The organism is Streptomyces sp. NPDC058231, assembly GCF_042882275.1.
In the GTDB taxonomy this organism is placed as follows: domain Bacteria; phylum Actinomycetota; class Actinomycetes; order Streptomycetales; family Streptomycetaceae; genus Streptomyces.
Window position 1 is genome coordinate 20,367 of the sequence record NZ_JBHVWN010000071.1, and the last position, 18,263, is coordinate 38,629.

Genomic DNA, 18,263 nt, shown 5'->3' on the forward strand with positions numbered 1-18,263 from the left:
CGACTCATGTCCAGCAAGCACACGCTCTCCGTCCTGGTCGAGAACAAGCCCGGTGTCCTCGCCCGGATCACGGCCCTGTTCTCCCGCCGCGGCTTCAACATCGACTCGCTCGCGGTCGGTACCACCGAACACCCCGACATCTCCCGCATCACCATCGTGGTGAATGTCGAGGACCTGCCTCTGGAGCAGGTGACCAAGCAGCTCAACAAGCTGGTCAACGTACTGAAGATCGTCGAACTCGAGCCCTCCGCTGCGATCCAGCGGGAGCTCGTCCTGGTGAAGGTCCGCGCCGACAACGAGACCCGCTCCCAGATCGTCGAGATCGTTCAGCTGTTCCGCGCCAAGACCGTGGACGTCTCCCCGGAGGCGGTCACGATCGAGGCGACCGGCGGCGCCGACAAGCTGGAGGCCATGCTCAAGATGCTGGAGCAGTACGGCATCAAGGAGCTCGTCCAGTCCGGCACCATCGCCATAGGGCGCGGCGCGCGCTCGATCACCGACCGTTCGCTGCGCGCACTCGACCGTACGGCCTAGGCGCCACCACCTCGCCGCTCGTATGGCGAGACCCGAAAACGATTCTGACGCACCCCGCCGTACGGTGGGACGCAACACCTGCACACCAAGGAGAAGACCCAGTGGCCGAGCTGTTCTACGACGACGATGCCGACCTGTCCATCATCCAGGGCCGCAAGGTCGCGGTCATCGGCTACGGCAGCCAGGGCCACGCCCACGCGCTGTCGCTGCGTGACTCGGGTGTCGACGTCCGTGTCGGCCTGCACGAGGGCTCGAAGTCCAAGGCCAAGGCCGAGGAGCAGGGCCTGCGCGTGGTGACCCCGTCCGAGGCCGCCGCCGAGGCCGACGTCATCATGATCCTCGTTCCGGACCCGATCCAGGCCCAGGTCTACGAGGAGTCCATCAAGGACAACCTCAAGGACGGCGACGCGCTGTTCTTCGGCCACGGCCTGAACATCCGCTTCGACTTCATCAAGCCGCCGGCCGGCGTCGACGTCTGCATGGTCGCCCCGAAGGGCCCGGGCCACCTGGTCCGCCGTCAGTACGAGGAGGGCCGCGGCGTTCCGTGCATCGTGGCCGTCGAGCAGGACGCCTCGGGCAACGGCCTGGCGCTCGCCCTGTCGTACGCGAAGGGCATCGGCGGCACCCGCGCCGGCGTCATCAAGACCACCTTCACCGAGGAGACCGAGACCGACCTGTTCGGTGAGCAGGCCGTCCTCTGCGGTGGCACCGCCGCTCTGGTCAAGGCCGGTTTCGAGACCCTGACCGAGGCCGGTTACCAGCCGGAGATCGCGTACTTCGAGTGCCTGCACGAGCTGAAGCTCATCGTCGACCTCATGTACGAGGGCGGCCTGGAGAAGATGCGCTGGTCCATCTCGGAGACGGCCGAGTGGGGCGACTACATCACCGGCCCGCGGATCATCACGGACGCCACCAAGGCCGAGATGAAGCAGATCCTCGCCGAGATCCAGGACGGCACCTTCGCCAAGAACTGGATGGCCGAGTACCACAACGGTCTGCCCAAGTACAACGAGTACAAGAAGGCCGACAGCGACCACCTGCTGGAGACCACCGGCCGTGAGCTGCGCAAGCTCATGAGCTGGGTGAACGACGAGGACGCGTAGGTCCTTCGCCCGGGGCGGGTCTTCGGACCCGCCCCGCGGCGTATCCATCGCAGTACCGCTGGAAGAGGCGGCGCCGTACGTGTGTACAAGTCGTCCAGCCCCGTGCGGGTGATCCTTCCAACGGGGCGCAGTATGCGTCCCTGCGCATGACTAGACTTCTCCACACATACACGCGTCGGGCCCACAGTGTCGTGCGTCTTCCACGCGGCAAGCACCTCCACCGCCTGCGGCCGTCGGGACGGCCGTCCGCACTGGACTTGTGAGGACTCACGTGAGCTCGAAACCTGTCGTACTCATCGCTGAAGAGCTGTCGCCTGCCACGGTTGACGCCCTGGGCCCGGATTTCGAAATCCGGCACTGCAACGGCGCGGACCGCGCCGAACTTCTTCCCGCGATCGCCGATGTCGACGCGATCCTGGTGCGCTCCGCCACCAAGGTCGACGCCGAAGCCATCGCCGCCGCGAAGAAGCTGAAGGTCGTCGCCCGTGCGGGCGTCGGTCTGGACAACGTCGACGTCTCCGCGGCCACCAAGGCCGGCGTGATGGTCGTCAACGCCCCGACCTCCAACATCGTCACCGCCGCCGAGCTGGCCTGCGGGCTGCTCGTCGCCACCGCGCGCAACATCCCCCAGGCCAACACCGCTCTGAAGAACGGCGAGTGGAAGCGCTCCAAGTACACCGGCGTCGAGCTCAGCGAGAAGACCCTCGGCGTCGTCGGGCTCGGCCGCATCGGTGTCCTGGTCGCGCAGCGCATGTCGGCCTTCGGCATGAAGATCGTCGCGTACGACCCCTATGTACAGCCGGCCCGTGCCGCGCAGATGGGCGTCAAGCTCCTCACGCTCGACGAGCTGCTGGAGGTCTCCGACTTCATCACCGTGCACCTGCCCAAGACCCCCGAGACGCTCGGTCTCATCGGTGACGAGGCGCTGCACAAGGTCAAGCCCTCGGTGCGCATCGTCAACGCCGCGCGCGGTGGAATCGTCGACGAGGAGGCACTCGCCTCCGCCCTCAAGGAGGGGCGTGTCGCCGGCGCCGGCCTGGACGTGTACACGAAGGAGCCCTGCACGGACTCCCCGCTGTTCCAGTTCGACCAGGTCGTCTGCACCCCGCACCTCGGTGCCTCCACCGACGAGGCCCAGGAGAAGGCGGGCATCGCGGTCGCCAGGTCCGTACGCCTCGCGCTCGCCGGTGAGCTCGTGCCGGACGCGGTCAACGTCCAGGGCGGTGTCATCGCCGAGGACGTACGCCCCGGACTGCCGCTCGCCGAGAAGCTCGGCCGCATCTTCACCGCCCTCTCGGGCGAGGTCGCGGCCCGCCTCGATGTCGAGGTGTACGGCGAGATCACCCAGCACGACGTCAAGGTGCTCGAACTCTCCGCGCTCAAGGGCGTCTTCGAGGACGTCGTCGACGAGACCGTGTCCTACGTCAACGCCCCGCTCTTCGCGCAGGAGCGCGGTGTCGAGGTCCGTCTCACCACCAGCTCCGAGTCGCCGGACCACCGCAACGTGGTGACCGTCCGCGGCACCCTCGCCAGCGGCGAGGAGGTGGCGGTCTCCGGCACGCTGGCCGGCCCCAAGCACCTCCAGAAGATCGTCGCGATCGGCGAGCACGATGTGGACCTGGCCCTCGCCGACCACATGGTCGTCCTGCGCTACGAGGACCGTCCCGGCGTCGTCGGCGCGGTCGGCAAGATCCTCGGCGAGGCCGGCCTGAACATCGCGGGCATGCAGGTCTCGCGGGCGGCCGCGGGCGGTGAGGCGCTGGTCGTCCTCACCGTCGACGACGACGTCCCGCCGGCGGTCCTCGCCGAGATCGCCGCCGAGATCGGTGCCACCTCGGCCCGTTCGGTGAACCTCACCGACTGATTCCGCCGCTGGTCGCAGCCGTACCCGGCATGTAGACGCACGTCTTACACGGACGTCTACATGCCGGGTACGCTGCTGTCATGGGACACCGTGAAGATCTGCTCGAAGGCGCCAAGCGCTGCCTGCTGGAGAAGGGGTACGCCCGGACGACGGCCCGTGACATCGTGGCGGCCTCCGGCACCAACCTCGCCTCCATCGGTTACCACTACGGGTCCAAGGAGGCACTGCTCAATCTGGCCTTCCTGCGGCTGACCGAGGAATGGGGCGACCGGGTCACCGTGCCGGCCGACGAGGTCGGGGACGGCGATGTACCCGCCGCTCCGCTCGACCAGTTCCGTGCGGCCTGGGAGAAGGTCATCGGAAGCTACTCGGACAGTCGGGCGATCTGGAAGCTCCAGATGGAGGTGGTGTCCCGGATCGACACCGACCCCGAGCTCCAGCAGGCCCTGGCCGGGCCGCAGCAGGAGGGCCGTGCGGGCCTCGCCGAGAACATGCTCGGGATCGCCCCGGACGCCGATCCCGAGACGGCGCGCGTCGTCGGGCTGTTCTGCCAGGCGCTGCTCGTGGGCGTGATGGTGCAGTGGATGCTCGACGAGCGGAGCGCCCCCTCGGCGCAGGATCTGACGGACGGTCTGAAGGCGGTCCTCGAGGGCCGTCGGTCCTGAGGGGGCCGGGTCTCGCGGGACCGGTCAGGCGCCGGGCGGTGGCAGGGCGCGGCAGAGTGCCTCCAGGGCCGCGCCGTACGCGTGGTCCGGCGGCGTCGCGTAGCCCACCACCAGGCCGTCCTCGGACGGCATCGTGGCCGCCGGATGCCGGAAGCCGGAGAGCGGGTCCAGGCCGAGTCCCTGCCAGGCGGCGGCCTTCACGGTGGAGCGCTCGGTGCCGGGCGGCAGCCGCAGGACCGCGTGCAGGCCCGCCGCGACACCCGTCGGGGCGATGTGCGGGGCGTGCGCGGCGAGGGCCGCGGCCAACTGGTCGCGGCGGCGGCGGTAGCGCTGGCGCATTCGGCGGATGTGCCGGTCGTAGTGTCCGGATTCGATGAGCTCGGCGAGGGTCAGCTGGTCCAGGACGCTCGCCCAGGCCTCGCGTTCACCCTTGGCGGCGAGCACGGGGCCGACGAGATGCCCGGGCAGCACCATCCAGCCCAGCCGGACCGCCGGGGAGAGGCTCTTGCTGACGGAGCCGAGGTGGACGACCCGGTCCGGGTCGAGCCCCTGGAGGGCGCCGACCGGTTCGCGGTCGTAGCGGAACTCCCCGTCGTAGTCGTCCTCCAGGACCACCCCGCCGCCGGTGCGTGCCCAGTCGATGACGGCCGTGCGCCGCCGCGGGTGCAGCGGGCCGCCCGTCGGGAACTGGTGGGCCGGGGTGAGCAGTACGCCCCGTACGCCCGGCAGTCCGGTCAACTCGCCCGTGCGGGCGCCGTGTTCGTCGAGGGCCAGCGGGACGGTGCGGACCCCTGCGGCGGTCAGGATCGAGCGGTGGAAACCGAGCCCGTACGACTCCACCGCCAGCGGGCCGCGCAGCACTCCGCCGCCGAACAGCAGCCGCAGGGCGTGCGCGAAGCCGGAGCAGATGACGATCCGTTCGGGGGAGCAGCGCACCCCTCGGGCGCGCGACAGATACCCGGCCAGTGCCCGGCGCAGCTCGGTCCGGCCCTGCGGGTCGCCGGGGCCGAAGGCGTCGTTCGGCGCCGCGTTCACCGCGCGGCGGGAGGCGGCCAGCCAGGCGGTGCGGGGGAAGGAGCCGGCGTCCGGCCGGCCCTGCCGCAGGTCGTGCACGGGCGCGTCCGGGCGGGCCGGCGCCTTCTTCGGCACCCGCGCCGGGGCGGCCGGGGCGGCGCGGTGCGCGACCTGGGTGCCGGAGCCCTGCCGGGCGGTCAGCCAGCCCTCGGCGACCAGTTCGGCGTAGGCGTCGGCGACGGTGTTGCGGGCCAGGCCGAGGTCGGCGGCGAGTGAGCGGTAGGGCGGCAGCCGGGTGCCGGGGGTCAGCCTGCCCTCCCGTACCGCGTCCCGCAGCGCACGGATGAGAACCGCCCGGCGGCTGCCTGGACCGGTCAGTTCCAGCAGCAGGTCGCTGCCGATGCGCTCCGCCGAATTGACCCATGATTCCGCCATGAAAATGCACCCTATGCGAGGTCGCCCGGCTCCGTAGCGTAGTGGTCATGACGAACGACGGAGCAGTCACCCGAATCCCCCGGATCAACTTCGCCCAGGCCGCGCCGAAGGCCTTCAAGGCACTCATCGGCTTCGACGCCGCCGCCCGCCAGGGACTGGACCCCGCCCTCGTCGAGCTGGTCCAGATCCGGTCCTCCCAGCTCAACGGGTGCGCGTACTGCCTGCACATGCACACCACGGACGCCCGCAAGGCCGGCGAGAGCGAGGAGCGGCTGCACATGGTCGCCGTCTGGCCGGAGGCGGCCCGCTTCTTCACCGAGAAGGAGCAGGCGGCTCTCGCGCTCACCGAGGCGGTCACTCTCGTCTCCCGGGGCGGCGTCCCGGACGACGTCTACGCCCGCGCGGCCGCCTGCTTCGAGGAGGCCGAACTGGCCGGGCTGCTGGCACTGATCTTCACGATCAACACCTGGAACCGCATCGCGCTGAGCACCGCCAAGGTGCCCGGCACGGACGAGCGGGCGGCCCACTGAAGGAGCCGGTCACCGGCCGCGGCTCAGAGCCGGGCGCCCTTCAGTGCCATGTGGAGGAGCAGCCGGTCCTCGCCGTCGCTCAGATCCAGGCCGGTGAGCTGCTCGACCCGGGACAGCCGGTAGTACAGCGTCTGGCGGTGGATGCCCAGCTCGGCCGCCGTCCGCCCGGCCTGGCCCGCGCAGTCGAGGTACGCCTCGGCGGTGCGGGCCAGCTCCACGTGGGGCGGGGTGAGCAGGGTGCGGACCGCCTGGTCGGGGGCGGCGTCCGCCGTCGTCAGCAGGGCGGTCAGCAGACGGTACGGGCCGATGGCCGACCATTGCGCGACCGGGCCGAGACGGGACTCCGCCGCCGCCGCGCGGGCGGCCGCCGATGCCTCGTGCCAGGCCGCCGCCAGCTCCGGCAGACCGCGGCGGGGGACCGCGATCCCGGCAGTCGCCGTGCGGCCCGCGGCCGCCCGCAGCCGGTCGGCGGCCGTCGTCGCCGGATCGAGCACGTCGGAGGAGCGCAGCCGGACCAGTGCGGCCAGCGACAGGGTGGCCGCCCGCGCCGGCGACGGGACCGTGCACAGTGCCGCCGCGGACGGCACCGTACGGGCCGACGGCGTCTCGTCCTGCCACGGCGTCACACAGACCACCGTGTGCAGCCCGTCCGCGTCCGGGCCCAGTGCCTCCCGCAGCGCGGCGACCGCCATGTCTCGCTGCCAGCCCCGCCCCGCGGTGAGCACCGCGCCGAACTCCCGGGACAGATCCGTGCCGGCCCGCGCCTCGTCGGAGAGCAGCGCGCCGATCCGGGCCGCCACGTCCATCGCCGCGGTCAGTGCCTCGTCGGTCGGTCCTGGGTCCGCGTCGAGCAGCCATACGTAACCGAGCACGACACCCCGGTGGCGTACCGGCAGGCAGATCCGGCCGCGGAACACCCCCGCCTCCGGGGCCGCCGGGATCCGGACCGGGCCGGCGGCGCGGGCGATGCCGAAGCCCTCGAACCAGGCGCGGACCGCGGGGGTGGAGCGCCGGGTCAGGATCGACCGGGTGCGGACCGGGTCCATCGCCGTGTCGTCGTCGCTGTCGTGCGCCCCGAAGGCGACCAGCGCGAAGTCCCGGTCCTCCAGCGTCGCGGGGACGCCGAGCAGCGCGGAGATCTCGTCGACCAGCTCCTGGTAATCGCCCTTCACGCGGCCATTCTCGCACCCCCTTCAGACATATGTCTGAGATCCAGTGCACGGATGCGTGACAGCTGTCGATGGCACAGGATCGGGGGGATCCTTAGATTTCACGGTGGTTCTCCGTGCTGTACCGGTCTGATTCAGTTTCCGCCGTTACGGCCTCCGTCCATATATTTCTGTTGGAGGTGCCCCGTGCTGGCTCCCGTGATTCTCGCTGCGTCGCGCAGTGACAAGATGCGCCGTTTCATTTCGGCAGCCCCGGGGACCAAGCAGGTCGTCGACCGGTTCATCGCCGGTGAAACGGTCGAGCAGGTCGTCCCGATCATCAAGGACGCCACCGGGAAGGGCCTGGAGGTCACCCTCGACGTCGTCGGCGAGGACATCACCACGCCGGAGCAGGCGACCGCCGCACGCGACGCCTACCTGCAGCTGATCGACCGACTCAAGGACCTCGGCCTGGGCACCAGGGCCGAGATGTCCGTCAAGCTCTCGATGTTCGGGCAGGCGCTCGAGGGCGGCCACGAGCTGGCGCTCGCCAACGTTCGCCCGGTCGTCGAGGCCGCCGCCGCGATCGGCACCACGGTCACCCTGGACGCCGAGGACCACACCACCCTCGACTCGATGTTCGCCATCCACGAGGAGCTGCGGAAGGACTTCCCGCAGACCGGCTGCGTCATCCAGGCCTACCTCTTCCGCACCGAGGACGACGCCCGCCGCCTCGCCGCCGCCGGCAGCCGCGTCCGCATCGTGAAGGGCGCCTACAAGGAGCCCGCCTCCGTCGCGTACCAGGACAAGGCCGAGATCGACAAGGCGTACGTCCGCATCCTGAAGACACTGATGGACGGCGAGGGCTACCCGATGATCGGGTCGCACGACCCGCGCCTGATCGCCATCGGCCAGGAGCTCGCCCGCAAGGCCGGGCGCAAGCTGGACGAGTACGAGTTCCAGATGCTGTACGGGATCCGCAGCGACGAGCACGTCCGGCTCGCGGCCGAGGGTCACCGGATGCGGGTCTACACCGCGTACGGCACCGACTGGTACGGCTACTTCATGCGCCGCCTCGCGGAGAAGCCGGCCAACCTGCTGTTCTTCGCCCGCTCCATCCTCACCAAGGGCTGACCCGCCCGCCCCGCTGCCCCCCACCCCGCTGAAGCAAGGAGACAAGGCACTCATGGACGCTGTGACCCAGGTCCCCGCGCCGGTCAACGAGCCGGTCCACTCCTACGCCCCGGGTTCCCCGGAGCGCGCACGTCTGGAGGCGAAGCTCAAGGAGCTCGCCGAGAACCCGATCGACCTGCCGATGACCATCGGCGGCGAGAAGCGGATGGGCGGCGGCGAGCGCTTCGACGTCGTGCAGCCGCACAACCACAAGGCCGTCATCGGCACCTTCGCGGGCGCCACCGAGCAGGACGCCCAGGACGCGATCGACGCCGCCCTGGCCGCCGCTCCGGCGTGGCGTGCGATGTCCTTCGACGACCGCGCCGCGATCATCCTGCGCGCCGCCGAGCTGCTGTCCGGCCCCTGGCGCGAGACGATGGCCGCGTCCACCATGCTCGGCCAGTCGAAGACCGCCCAGCAGGCCGAGATCGACACCCCGTGCGAGCTCGTCGACTTCTGGCGCTTCAACGTGCACTACGCGCGCCAGATCCTCGCCGAGCAGCCCCCGGCCAACTCCCCGGGTGTGTGGAACCGCATGGACCACCGCCCGCTGGAGGGCTTCGTCTACGCGATCACGCCGTTCAACTTCACGGCCATCGCGGGCAACCTGCCCACCGCCCCCGCCCTCATGGGCAACGTCGTCGTGTGGAAGCCGTCCCCGACGCAGACCCACGCCGCCGTGCTGCTCATGGAGCTGCTGGAGGAGGCCGGTCTGCCCAAGGGCGTCATCAACCTGGTGACCGGCGACGGCATCGCCGTCTCCGAGGTGGCGCTGAACCACCGCGACCTGGCCGGTATCCACTTCACCGGTTCGACCCCGACCTTCCAGCACCTGTGGAAGACGGTCGGCAACAACATCGCCAACTACCGCACGTACCCGCGGCTGGTCGGCGAGACCGGCGGCAAGGACTTCGTCGTCGCGCACCCGAGCGCCGACCGCGCGGTCCTGAAGACCGCGCTGACCCGTGGCTCCTTCGAGTACCAGGGCCAGAAGTGCTCGGCCTCCTCCCGTGCGTACGTCCCGGCCTCCATCTGGAACTCCGGTTTCAAGGAGGAGTTCGCGGCCGAGGTCGACTCCATCACCATGGGTGACGTCACCGACCTGTCGCACTTCATCGGCGCCGTCATCGACGAGCGCTCGTTCGCGAAGAACAAGGCCGCGATCGACCGTGCCAAGGCCGACGCGTCCTGCACCGTCGTCGCGGGCGGCACGTACGACGACTCGGTCGGCTACTTCGTCCGGCCGACGGTCATCGAGTGCGCCGACCCGGCCAACGAGGTCTTCACGACCGAGTACTTCGGCCCGATCCTCGCGATCCACGTCTACGAGGACGACAAGTACGACGAGATGCTGGAGCAGATGGAGTCGGTCTCCGACTACGCGCTGACCGGTTCCGTCATCGCGAACGACCGCGCCGCGGCCGCGTACACGATGGAGAAGCTGCGGTACGCCGCGGGCAACTTCTACATCAACGACAAGTCCACCGGTGCAGTCGTCGGCCAGCAGCCCTTCGGCGGCGGCCGCGCCTCGGGCACGAACGACAAGGCGGGCGCCCCGCAGAACCTGCAGCGCTGGACGCTGACCCGCGCCATCAAGGAGACGCTGGTCCCGCCGACCGACTACACCTACCCCCACCAGGGCTGACCCCCTCGGGGTGTGACCTGCTCGCACCCCGCCACAAGTCCCGCCCCCGCCCGGCTCCCCCCGCCGGACGGGGGCGGATTCCATTCCGCCGCATCCCGGTGCGCCCCCGCTCAGCTCCAGCCGTGCACGATGAGCGCGAGCCCGGCCGTGAACCCGCCGCCGAGCAGGGCCAGCCAGCGCCCGTACCGGCGCCGGTGACGCCGCATCAGCAGCCCGAACCCGGCGAAGACCGCCCCGACCGTGAGCATCCGCGAGCCGCGCGCCGCAGCCGACGCGGTGAGCCACCGGGCCGAGGGGATCCCGGCCCGGCCGGCCTCGGCCCCGTACACCTTGAACGGGATGCCGTTCCACGGCTGGTGCCGCACCGCCGAAGCACCCTCCAGCGCCAGCTCGTGCCGCACCTCGGCCCGCATCCGGTCCGTGGTGAGCGGCGCCGGCAACTGCGCGCCGGCAGCCGCCAGCTGAAGGGCCAGCAACCCACCCGCCAGGCTCCCCGCGAGCGCGCCCAGCGTCATCTTCGGTGCCGCGCGCGGCGCCGCGGCGCAGACCGCCGCCAGCAGCAGTTCCGGCATCAGCGGCCAGCTCAGCGCCTCCGCCGCCGCCCAGCAGAACGCCAGCGGCAGACCCCACCGCGAGGTGACGACCGCCGCCACCCGGCGCCGAGTCACCGAGTCCCGCAACGGCTCCGACGCCGTCCGCGCGTGCAGGGCCGCGACCGCGTCGCGCGCCTCCTCCGGGGTGACCGCCGGCGGCAGCGGCTCTCCGATCACCACCCGCACCAGCGCCGAACGCAGCCGCCCGTGCTTGGGGAGCAGCCGGTCCGTACCGCCGATCCCGACCGGCACGACCGGGACCCCGGCCCGTTCGGCCAGTACCAGCGCTCCCCGGTGGAAGGAGCCGAGCTCGCCGTCCCTGCCGCGAGTGCCTTCCGGGAAGAGGACGACCGCCCGCCCCGCCCGCAGCTCGTCCGCCATGGAGAGCAGATCGTCCATGCCACCGCCGCCGCGCCGCACCGGGAAGCCGGCCGCCAGCCTGCGGCAGATCCGGCTCCGCCACGGGGAGCCGAACCAGTAGTCGGCGGCCGCACCGATCGCCGGGGTGTGCCGGGCGTCGAGCGCGGCGAGCAGCGCGGCCGTATCGGCGTGCGAGGAGTGGTTGGCGACCACCACGCAGCCGCCGCTCGGCAGCCGGCCGCGCCGCTCCACCCCGCCGGTGAGGCTGAGGACGCTCCACCACAGGGCGCGGCGGAGCACGGCGGCAGTGCGGGAGCGCGTGGGGAGAACGGGGCGTGCGCCTCGGTCGTCCGTGCGCTGGAACGTCGTCATCACACCATCACCATCGCCAGCAGAAGGGCCACGAGAAGGGAGTCGATCCGGTCGAGCAGCCCGCCGAAGCCGGGCAGCCAACTGCCCGCGTCCTTCACCCCGGACTCCCGTTTGACCATGGATTCCAGCAGGTCGCCGAGGACGCATCCGCCGAGCACGGCGATCCACAGCGGCGGCGAGAACGCGCCGAGGACCAGCAGGAGCACCGCCGTCGCGACCGCCGCGCCCACCACCCCGGCCCACGTCTTGTTCGGCGAGAGCGGGGACAGCGGCCGGGAGAGCGGACCGCGCCGCCCCAGCGCCGTACCCCCGCACCATGCGCCGACATCGCCGAGCGCCACCGCCAGCCCGACCACGACGCCCGTCTCGCCGAGCGTCACCAGACCGGTCAGGGCGACCGGGATCCACAGCAGTCCGAACGCGGTGCGGGCGGTTCGGGTGAAACCCGAGGTGCCGTCCCCGGCCAGCAGCGCCGGCAGCGCGGCGGCGAGCAGCAGCAGCGCGGCCGCCCGTACACCGAGCACCCCGGGCGCCGCCCAGGCGAGGGCCGGGAGGGCGACCGCCGCCGCGGCGAGCACCGCATGGTCGGGACGGGTCAGTCCCGCCATCCGTACGAACTCGCTCACCGCGATCACCCCGACCCCCGCGGCCAGCGCGAACGTCCCGCCGCCACCGAGCAGATACGCGCCCAGGAAGACCGGTGCCACCAGCGCCCAGCTCCGCCAGCGCCTGCGCAGTTCGGCCCGCATCCGGACCCTCGACGGCAGTACCGCGACGGCGACGCCGCCCGCCCCCAGTACACCGGCGACCAGCGGCACGGCCCGCGCCGCCGCCTCCTCGGCGATCAGTACGGCGCTCATGCGAGTTCCCGCCACAGCCAGGCCAGCCGGACCGCCGCGGTCAGCAGCGAACCGACGGCGATCACGACCAGGGCCGGCACCGCCCAGCCGCTCGCCGCCGCGACGACGACGAGCAGACAGCGCTCCGTCTTCCCGACCGGACCGCCGTTGCGCCGGGGCGCTCCCGCCGCGGCGCCGGCCAGCGACACCCAGGACGGCAGCGTCGCCGCGAGCCCGGCCGCAGCCACCAGCCACAGCGGGGCGAGCGCCAGGAAACCGGCCAGCACCAGCAGATCCGCCACCCGGTCACCGAGTTCGTTGAGGACCACGCCGCGCCGGGTGGTCCGGCCCGTGTCACGGGCCAGCGCACCGTCGAGATTGGCGAAGGCGAGCCGGGCCGCGAGCAGCAGGGCGACCGGCAGAGCAGCGGGCCCGGCGGGCAGCAGGGCCAGCGCGGAGGCGGCGCCGGCCGCCGAGACCACGCCGGCCGCGGTGAGGGCGTCGGGCGACACCTCACGGCGGGCCAGCGAGGCGCGGACACCGGAGAGCCGGTCCGCGTACCAGGGCTTGAGAGCGTAGAGGCCGTTCATACGGTCAACTCTCTTCCGCCGCAGCCCTCTTCGACACGTGGCGGCTACTCAGATGCGTCTGAGTACCGGTGGTACGGGCGGCTGGGAGGCTGGGGGACATGACTGAGCCGTTGTGGCACACCGCGCACACCTGCCGGCTGACACCGGCCGCCCGCGAGGAGATCCGGGCCTTCCTCCGTACCGCGTTCGAGGGCGACTTCGGCGACGAGGACTGGGACCACACCCTGGGCGGCATCCATGTCTGCGCGCGCGACGGCAGCGGGCTGCTCGCACACGGCAGCGTCGTCCAGCGCCGGGTGATGCACGCCCACCGCTCGTACCGCGTCGGGTACGTGGAAGGGGTGGCCGTCCGCGCCGGCCGGCGCCGCGAAGGACTCGGCGGCCGCGTGATGACGGAAGTGGAGCGGGTCGTCGACGGGGCGTACGCCTTCGGGGCGCTGTCCGCGTCCTCCGCCGGAGCCGCGCTGTACGCGGGACGCGGCTGGGAGGTCTGGCAGGGCGGGATCGGCGTGATGGGACCGGGCGGGGTCGAGCCGCTGCCGGACGAGGAGGGCGGCATGTACGTCCGCGGCGTGGCCGGCCGGCCGCTGCCCTCCCCGTCGCAGCCGCTGATCCTCGACTGGCGCGACGGCGAGGTGACGTGAACCGAAGGGCGGCCGAACCGCAGGCGGAGCCTCCGGCACGAGGGGATCACCGCTCCCGGACCCGGGTGGCCGACCCGCTCCGGCCGCTGCGCCACCACCTCCGAGCAGGCGCTGTTCCCCGCGGTACGGGCACGGGCCCGGGAATCCGGGGCGGGCGGCGGCAAACCTGCGTCTCAGATAGTAGGAAGTCCGAGTAATTGTGGAGACAGAACGGCCGAGCTGTCTTAGCTTTGTAGGAGCCGAACGTCTCGCTAGATCCAGCGACTGGCGGTCGTGAGCGTGTGCCCCGTGCAGGCAACCCCTGCGGCACCAGCTCCCCGCCCCTTCCGGCGCCTCGAAATCCCGATCTCGAAATCACTCTCACGATTTTCCGATCTCGAAATCCTCGCGATCTCAAGGAGTCGATCCACCATGGCCGAGACGACTGTCCGCCGAGTCCGCCACACCCACCGCCCGACCGAGTCGGAGCGCCAGAACGCCGCCGCCGCCCTGCAGCGAGCCCTCGACCGCAGGGACAACGGCGGCTCCACCGGTCACTGAGACCGGTCACCGGGACCGGTCACCGGGACCGGTCACCGACGCAGGCGATCAGCCGCGGCTGATCTCGAAGTGGTCGATGCGCTCGCCCGACTCGGCGAGCGCGGTCACCTTCATCCGGGCGTTCCGTCCGGGCTGGACCTCCACCGCGAGGAACGAGAAGCCGGTGTAGCGCACCCGCGACCACTCCACGGTCTCGGTCGCCTTTCCGCCGCCCTTGACCACGTGGTAGGTGTCCACGCTCTCCTGGTCGTGGACGTGTCCCTCGTACGTGTCGGGCGCCGGGAAGTTGTACAGCGCCTTGCCCGCGCCGCCGGCCGTGACGTACACGATGCCGTCCCGCGTCGGGTCGGTGCGCTCGCCGATCGGCACCTTCCGCGCGACCGCGTTCTTCAGGATCGCGTCGGTGCGCTCGTACACGTGGTTGTGGCCGTTGATGACCAGGTCCACCTGGTGCTTCTCGAACAGCGGCACCCAGGCCTCCCGCATGCCGCCGTCCGACGCGTGCGCGTTGGTGGTGGAGAAGGCACAGTGGTGGAAGAAGACCACGATGAAGTCGATGTCGTGACGGGCCCGCAGCTCGCCCAGGCGCCGGTCGAGCCAGCGCGTCTGCTTGCCGTCGCTGATCCCGAAGTTGGCGGGGATCTCGTACGAGACGTCGTTGGCGTCGAGCGCGACCACGCCGACATTGCCGTGCACGAAGGAGTAGGCGCCGGGCTGGCCCACCGGGTCCGGACCGTTGTCCGGCAGCGACCAGCGGGCGTTCTGGCCGCCGTAGCCGTCGGGCGAGTACCACGCCTCCATGTCGTGGTTTCCGGTGGTCACCATCCACGGCACGGTCTTCGAGACGGTCTCCGTCTGTGCCAGGAACTGGTCCCAGGTGCGCGCGTCGTAGGTGTCCGTCGACTGGCCGGAGCCGGACGGGTCGGCGTAGCAGATGTCACCCGCGTGCAGGTGGAAGGCCGGGTTCTGGCCCAGGATCAGCTGGTCGTTGCCGAGGGCGTGGTAGCTGACGCCCTGGTCGCCGAAGGCGGTGAAGGTGAACGGCTCGGCGTGCGAGGGCGCGGTGGTGAAGGTGCCGAGTGTGCCCAGGTTGCGGGTGTCGGCGGGGTCGAAGCCCTCGTGGCCGACGCCGTAGTAGTACGTCGTACCGGGCTGCAGCCGCTCCAGGCCCGCGTGCACGTAGAACTGCTCGGCTGCCGCGATGGCGCCGTTGTTCAGCGTGGGTGTGGTCAGGTGCCGCACCTCGGCGTCGATCCTGCGGCTCAGCGCCCACGGCTTGAGGCCGATACGGATGTACGGGCGCTTGACGGCGAACGGGACCTGCCAGGAGACCCGCATCTGCGTCTTGGGGTCGGCGCCGTACGCGAGGTGCCGGCCGAACGGAGCGACCAGCGAACCGTCGACCTGGGTGGAGGATTTGCCTGAGGTGAATACGGTGGGCGCGGCGTAGGCGGGCGAGGCCGCGAGGCCGGTGCCCAGGCCCGCACCGGCGACGGCCGCGGTCGCCACGCTCGTGCGCAGCACGCCGCGCCGGGTCAGCCGGGTGCGCAGAAAGTCGTGCTGCTCCGCCATGTTCATACGGGCGGCAAGCTTCTCGGGGATGCCGAAGCGAGGGATGTCCATGCCCAGAACATCCACCCGTCGGTTGACCGGATCCCATCAGGTAGGTGAACGGTGCACGTACAGCTCCCCATGTGTCCGTATGGTGGACCCGACGTGTCATGGGATGGGACGCGCAGTAGGGTGCCGATATGTCTCGCAGCATCAATCTCGCAGTGATCCCCGGTGACGGCATCGGCCGGGAGGTCGTGGCCCAGGGCCTCAAGGTCCTCAATGCTGTTCTCCCGCAGGATGTGAAGCTGGAGACCAAGGAGTTCGACTTCGGGGCCGCCCGTTACCACGCGACCGGTGAGACCCTCACCGACGCCGACGTCCAGGCGCTCAAGCAGCACGACGCGATCCTGCTCGGCGCGATCGGCGACCCCTCGGTCCCGTCCGGCGTACTGGAGCGCGGTTTCCTGCTGAAGCTCCGCTTCCTCTTCGACCACCACGTGAACCTGCGGCCGTCGAAGCTCCTCCCCGGCGTCGCGACCCCGCTCAAGGGCCAGCCGGAGATCGACTTCATCGTGGTCCGTGAGGGCACCGAGGGCCCGTACACCGGCAACGGCGGCTCGATCCGGACCGGCACCCCGCACGAGGTCGCCACCGAGGTCTCGGTCAACACCGCCTTCGGCGTCGAGCGCGTGGTCCGTGACGCCTTCGCCCGCGCCCAGGCCCGCCCGCGCAAGAAGCTGACGCTGGTCCACAAGAACAACGTGCTGACCTACGCCGGGCACCTGTGGACCAACACCTTCAACAAGGTCGCGGCCGACTTCCCGGACGTCACCACGGACTACCTGCACGTGGACGCGGCGACGATCTTCCTCGTCACGCAGCCCGAGCGCTTCGACGTGATCGTCACCGACAACCTCTTCGGCGACATCATCACCGACCTCGCCGCGGCCGTCTCCGGCGGCATCGGCGTCGCCGCCTCGGGCAACATCAACCCGAGCGGCGAGTTCCCCTCGATGTTCGAGCCGGTCCACGGCTCCGCCCCGGACATCGCGGGCCAGGGCAAGGCCGACCCCACGGCCACCGTGCTCTCCGTCGCCCTCCTGCTGCGTCACCTCGGCTACGAGCCCGAGGCCGCGCGCATCGAGGAGGCCGTCTCCGTCGACCTGGCGGAGCGCGGCGACACCTCTCGTACCACTTCGGAGATCGGCGACGCGCTCGCGGTACGAGTAGCGAGCTGACCCGACGACTCCACTCGAGAAGCCGCCGGGTCCCACCGCACCCGGCGGCTTCTCCTGCGTGGTCCCGGGTGCCACCATCGACCCCTGGACCGCAATCACGTCATTTCGTGCACGGCTCCCCGCGAGAGATAATCGAACGGGGCCGTGACCCGCGGCAAAGCTCGGACGTCCTAGCACCTGTCTGACAGGAGCCGGCGTGAGCGCGGTCCATCACACACAAGACCGGTGAAGGACACGCACTCATGACGACGCCCACGATCGAGCTCAAGCCTTCTTCGACCCCGCTGTCCGACGCGGAGCGCGAGGCGATCCTGGCCAACCCCGGATTCGGCCGCTACTTCACCGATCACATGGTGATCATCAAGTGGACCGACGGCCGCGGCTGGCACGACGGCCAGCTCGTTCCCTACGGCCCGCTGTCGATCGACCCCGCCACCAACGTCCTGCACTACGCGCAGGAGATCTTCGAGGGGCTCAAGGCCTACCGCCAGCCCGACGGCTCGGTGGCCTCCTTCCGTCCCGAGGCCAACGCCAAGCGCTTCCAGGGCTCCGCCCGCCGGCTCGCCATGCCGGAGCTCCCGGTCGAGACGTTCATCGAGGCCTGCGACCTGCTGGTCCAGCAGGACAAGGCATGGGTTCCGGCGCACGGCGGCGAGGAGTCGCTCTACCTGCGCCCGTTCATGATCGCGTCCGAGGTCGGCCTCGGCGTGAAGCCCGCCAACGAGTACCTCTTCATCGTCATCGCCTCGCCGGCCGGGGCCTACTTCCCCGGTGGCGTCAAGCCGGTCTCGATCTGGCTCTCCGAGGACCGTGTCCGCGCCGTCCCCGGCGGCATGGGCGACGCCAAGACCGGCGGCAACTACGCGGCGTCCCTCCTGGCCCAGGCCGAGGCCGCCGAAAAGGGCTGCGACCAGGTCGCGTACCTCGACGCCGTGGAGCACAAGTGGGTCGAGGAGCTGGGCGGGATGAATCTGTACTTCGTGTACGGGGACAAGATCGTCACCCCGGCCCTGACCGGCTCGCTGCTCGCCGGTGTCACCCGCGACTCGCTGCTCCAGGTCGCCCGTGACCTCGGTTACGAGTCCGAGGAGGGCCGCGTCTCCATCGACCAGTGGCGTGCCGACACCGAGAACGGCACCCTCACGGAGGTCTTCGCCTGCGGTACCGCCGCCGTCATCACCCCTGTCGGCACGGTCAAGTCCGCGGGCGGCGAATGGACCCAGAGCGGGGGCGAGCCCGGCGAGGTCACCCTGAAGCTGCGCGAGCGCCTGCTGGACATCCAGCGCGGCGTCGCCCAGGACACACGCGGCTGGATGCACCCGCTCGGCTAGTAGTGCTTGGTCATGTTGGTGCGGGGTCTGGCATGTCGCGGTGACAGGTGGGGCAGGCGCCGGTCCAGATCACGAGGAGTATCTGCAGCTC

The 18,263-nt window shown here is 71.0% G+C and carries 17 protein-coding genes; 11 read left to right on the top strand and 6 right to left on the bottom strand.

Annotated elements, in window-relative coordinates; translation table 11 throughout:
* Window positions 1-6: 6 nt before the first annotated feature.
* The 4 genes from ilvN to ACFVXE_RS31855 all read left to right on the top strand — a co-directional run bounded on the left by ilvN (window position 7) and on the right by ACFVXE_RS31855 (window position 4,166).
* Window positions 7-534: an acetolactate synthase small subunit gene (ilvN, locus tag ACFVXE_RS31840; RefSeq protein WP_266981212.1), complete on the top strand. Its 528-nt coding sequence runs from the start codon at window positions 7-9 to the stop codon at window positions 532-534.
* 101 nt (window positions 535-635) lie between these two features.
* A complete protein-coding gene (gene ilvC, locus ACFVXE_RS31845; RefSeq protein WP_389676420.1) occupies window positions 636-1,637 on the top strand; it encodes a ketol-acid reductoisomerase in 1,002 nt (333 codons plus the stop codon).
* A 271-nt stretch (window positions 1,638-1,908) separates the two neighbouring features.
* Window positions 1,909-3,501: a phosphoglycerate dehydrogenase gene (gene serA, locus ACFVXE_RS31850; protein ID WP_389676421.1), complete on the top strand. Its 1,593-nt coding sequence runs from the start codon at window positions 1,909-1,911 to the stop codon at window positions 3,499-3,501.
* 80 nt (window positions 3,502-3,581) lie between these two features.
* Window positions 3,582-4,166, top strand: coding sequence for a TetR/AcrR family transcriptional regulator (locus ACFVXE_RS31855; protein WP_389676423.1), 585 nt, complete (start codon window positions 3,582-3,584; stop codon window positions 4,164-4,166).
* A gap of 24 nt (window positions 4,167-4,190) precedes the next feature.
* Here ACFVXE_RS31855 and ACFVXE_RS31860 read toward each other — a convergent pair whose 3' ends face one another.
* Complete coding sequence (locus ACFVXE_RS31860) at window positions 4,191-5,615, bottom strand: PLP-dependent aminotransferase family protein (RefSeq protein ID WP_389676425.1); 1,425 nt, start codon at window positions 5,613-5,615, stop codon at window positions 4,191-4,193.
* A gap of 47 nt (window positions 5,616-5,662) precedes the next feature.
* Here ACFVXE_RS31860 and ACFVXE_RS31865 point away from each other — a divergent pair, with 47 nt between their 5' ends.
* Window positions 5,663-6,145 (top strand): carboxymuconolactone decarboxylase family protein, encoded by a 483-nt coding sequence (locus ACFVXE_RS31865; RefSeq protein ID WP_389676427.1) that lies wholly within the window; start codon window positions 5,663-5,665, stop codon window positions 6,143-6,145.
* A 23-nt stretch (window positions 6,146-6,168) separates the two neighbouring features.
* Here the strand turns inward: ACFVXE_RS31865 and ACFVXE_RS31870 are convergent, their stop codons facing one another.
* Entirely contained in the window at window positions 6,169-7,317 is a 1,149-nt protein-coding gene (locus tag ACFVXE_RS31870; RefSeq protein WP_389676428.1) for a PucR family transcriptional regulator, read from the bottom strand.
* A 183-nt stretch (window positions 7,318-7,500) separates the two neighbouring features.
* Here ACFVXE_RS31870 and ACFVXE_RS31875 point away from each other — a divergent pair, with 183 nt between their 5' ends.
* Entirely contained in the window at window positions 7,501-8,427 is a 927-nt protein-coding gene (locus ACFVXE_RS31875; protein ID WP_389676430.1) for a proline dehydrogenase family protein, read from the top strand.
* 52 nt (window positions 8,428-8,479) lie between these two features.
* A complete protein-coding gene (gene pruA / locus ACFVXE_RS31880) occupies window positions 8,480-10,111 on the top strand; it encodes an L-glutamate gamma-semialdehyde dehydrogenase (RefSeq protein ID WP_389676432.1) in 1,632 nt (543 codons plus the stop codon).
* A gap of 110 nt (window positions 10,112-10,221) precedes the next feature.
* Here pruA and ACFVXE_RS31885 read toward each other — a convergent pair whose 3' ends face one another.
* Genes ACFVXE_RS31885 through ACFVXE_RS31895 form a run of 3 tightly spaced genes read right to left on the bottom strand, consistent with a single transcriptional unit; the run spans window position 10,222 to window position 12,865 of the window.
* A complete protein-coding gene (locus ACFVXE_RS31885) occupies window positions 10,222-11,436 on the bottom strand; it encodes a lysophospholipid acyltransferase family protein (RefSeq protein ID WP_389676433.1) in 1,215 nt (404 codons plus the stop codon).
* Window positions 11,436-12,296 carry a phosphatidate cytidylyltransferase gene (locus ACFVXE_RS31890; RefSeq protein WP_389676435.1) on the bottom strand — a complete coding sequence of 287 codons (861 nt, stop codon included), beginning with the start codon at window positions 12,294-12,296 and terminating at the stop codon, window positions 11,436-11,438. Before ACFVXE_RS31890 ends, ACFVXE_RS31885 begins: the two co-directional genes overlap by 1 nt.
* The gene (locus tag ACFVXE_RS31895; protein ID WP_389676436.1) at window positions 12,293-12,865 is read right to left on the bottom strand and encodes a phosphatidate cytidylyltransferase; all 573 of its coding nucleotides are present in this window, start codon (window positions 12,863-12,865) and stop codon (window positions 12,293-12,295) included. Before ACFVXE_RS31895 ends, ACFVXE_RS31890 begins: the two co-directional genes overlap by 4 nt.
* A gap of 98 nt (window positions 12,866-12,963) precedes the next feature.
* Between ACFVXE_RS31895 and ACFVXE_RS31900 the strand changes: the two genes are divergently transcribed.
* Both ACFVXE_RS31900 and ACFVXE_RS31905 read left to right on the top strand, forming a co-directional pair.
* Entirely contained in the window at window positions 12,964-13,509 is a 546-nt protein-coding gene (locus tag ACFVXE_RS31900) for a GNAT family N-acetyltransferase (protein ID WP_389676437.1), read from the top strand.
* Between the two features lie 411 nt (window positions 13,510-13,920).
* Window positions 13,921-14,049, top strand: coding sequence for a hypothetical protein (locus ACFVXE_RS31905; RefSeq protein WP_093772350.1), 129 nt, complete (start codon window positions 13,921-13,923; stop codon window positions 14,047-14,049).
* A gap of 48 nt (window positions 14,050-14,097) precedes the next feature.
* On the opposite strand, the gene ACFVXE_RS31910 is transcribed toward ACFVXE_RS31905, so the two are convergent.
* A complete protein-coding gene (locus ACFVXE_RS31910; protein ID WP_389676439.1) occupies window positions 14,098-15,672 on the bottom strand; it encodes a purple acid phosphatase family protein in 1,575 nt (524 codons plus the stop codon).
* A 128-nt stretch (window positions 15,673-15,800) separates the two neighbouring features.
* On the opposite strand from ACFVXE_RS31910, the gene ACFVXE_RS31915 reads away from it, so the two are divergent.
* On the top strand, window positions 15,801-16,841 hold the full coding sequence (locus tag ACFVXE_RS31915; RefSeq protein WP_389676441.1) for a 3-isopropylmalate dehydrogenase: 1,041 nt from the start codon (window positions 15,801-15,803) through the stop codon (window positions 16,839-16,841).
* Window positions 16,842-17,083: 242 nt separating this feature from the next.
* Window positions 17,084-18,172, top strand: coding sequence for a branched-chain amino acid aminotransferase (locus ACFVXE_RS31920; protein ID WP_389676443.1), 1,089 nt, complete (start codon window positions 17,084-17,086; stop codon window positions 18,170-18,172).
* Window positions 18,173-18,263 lie beyond the last annotated feature (91 nt).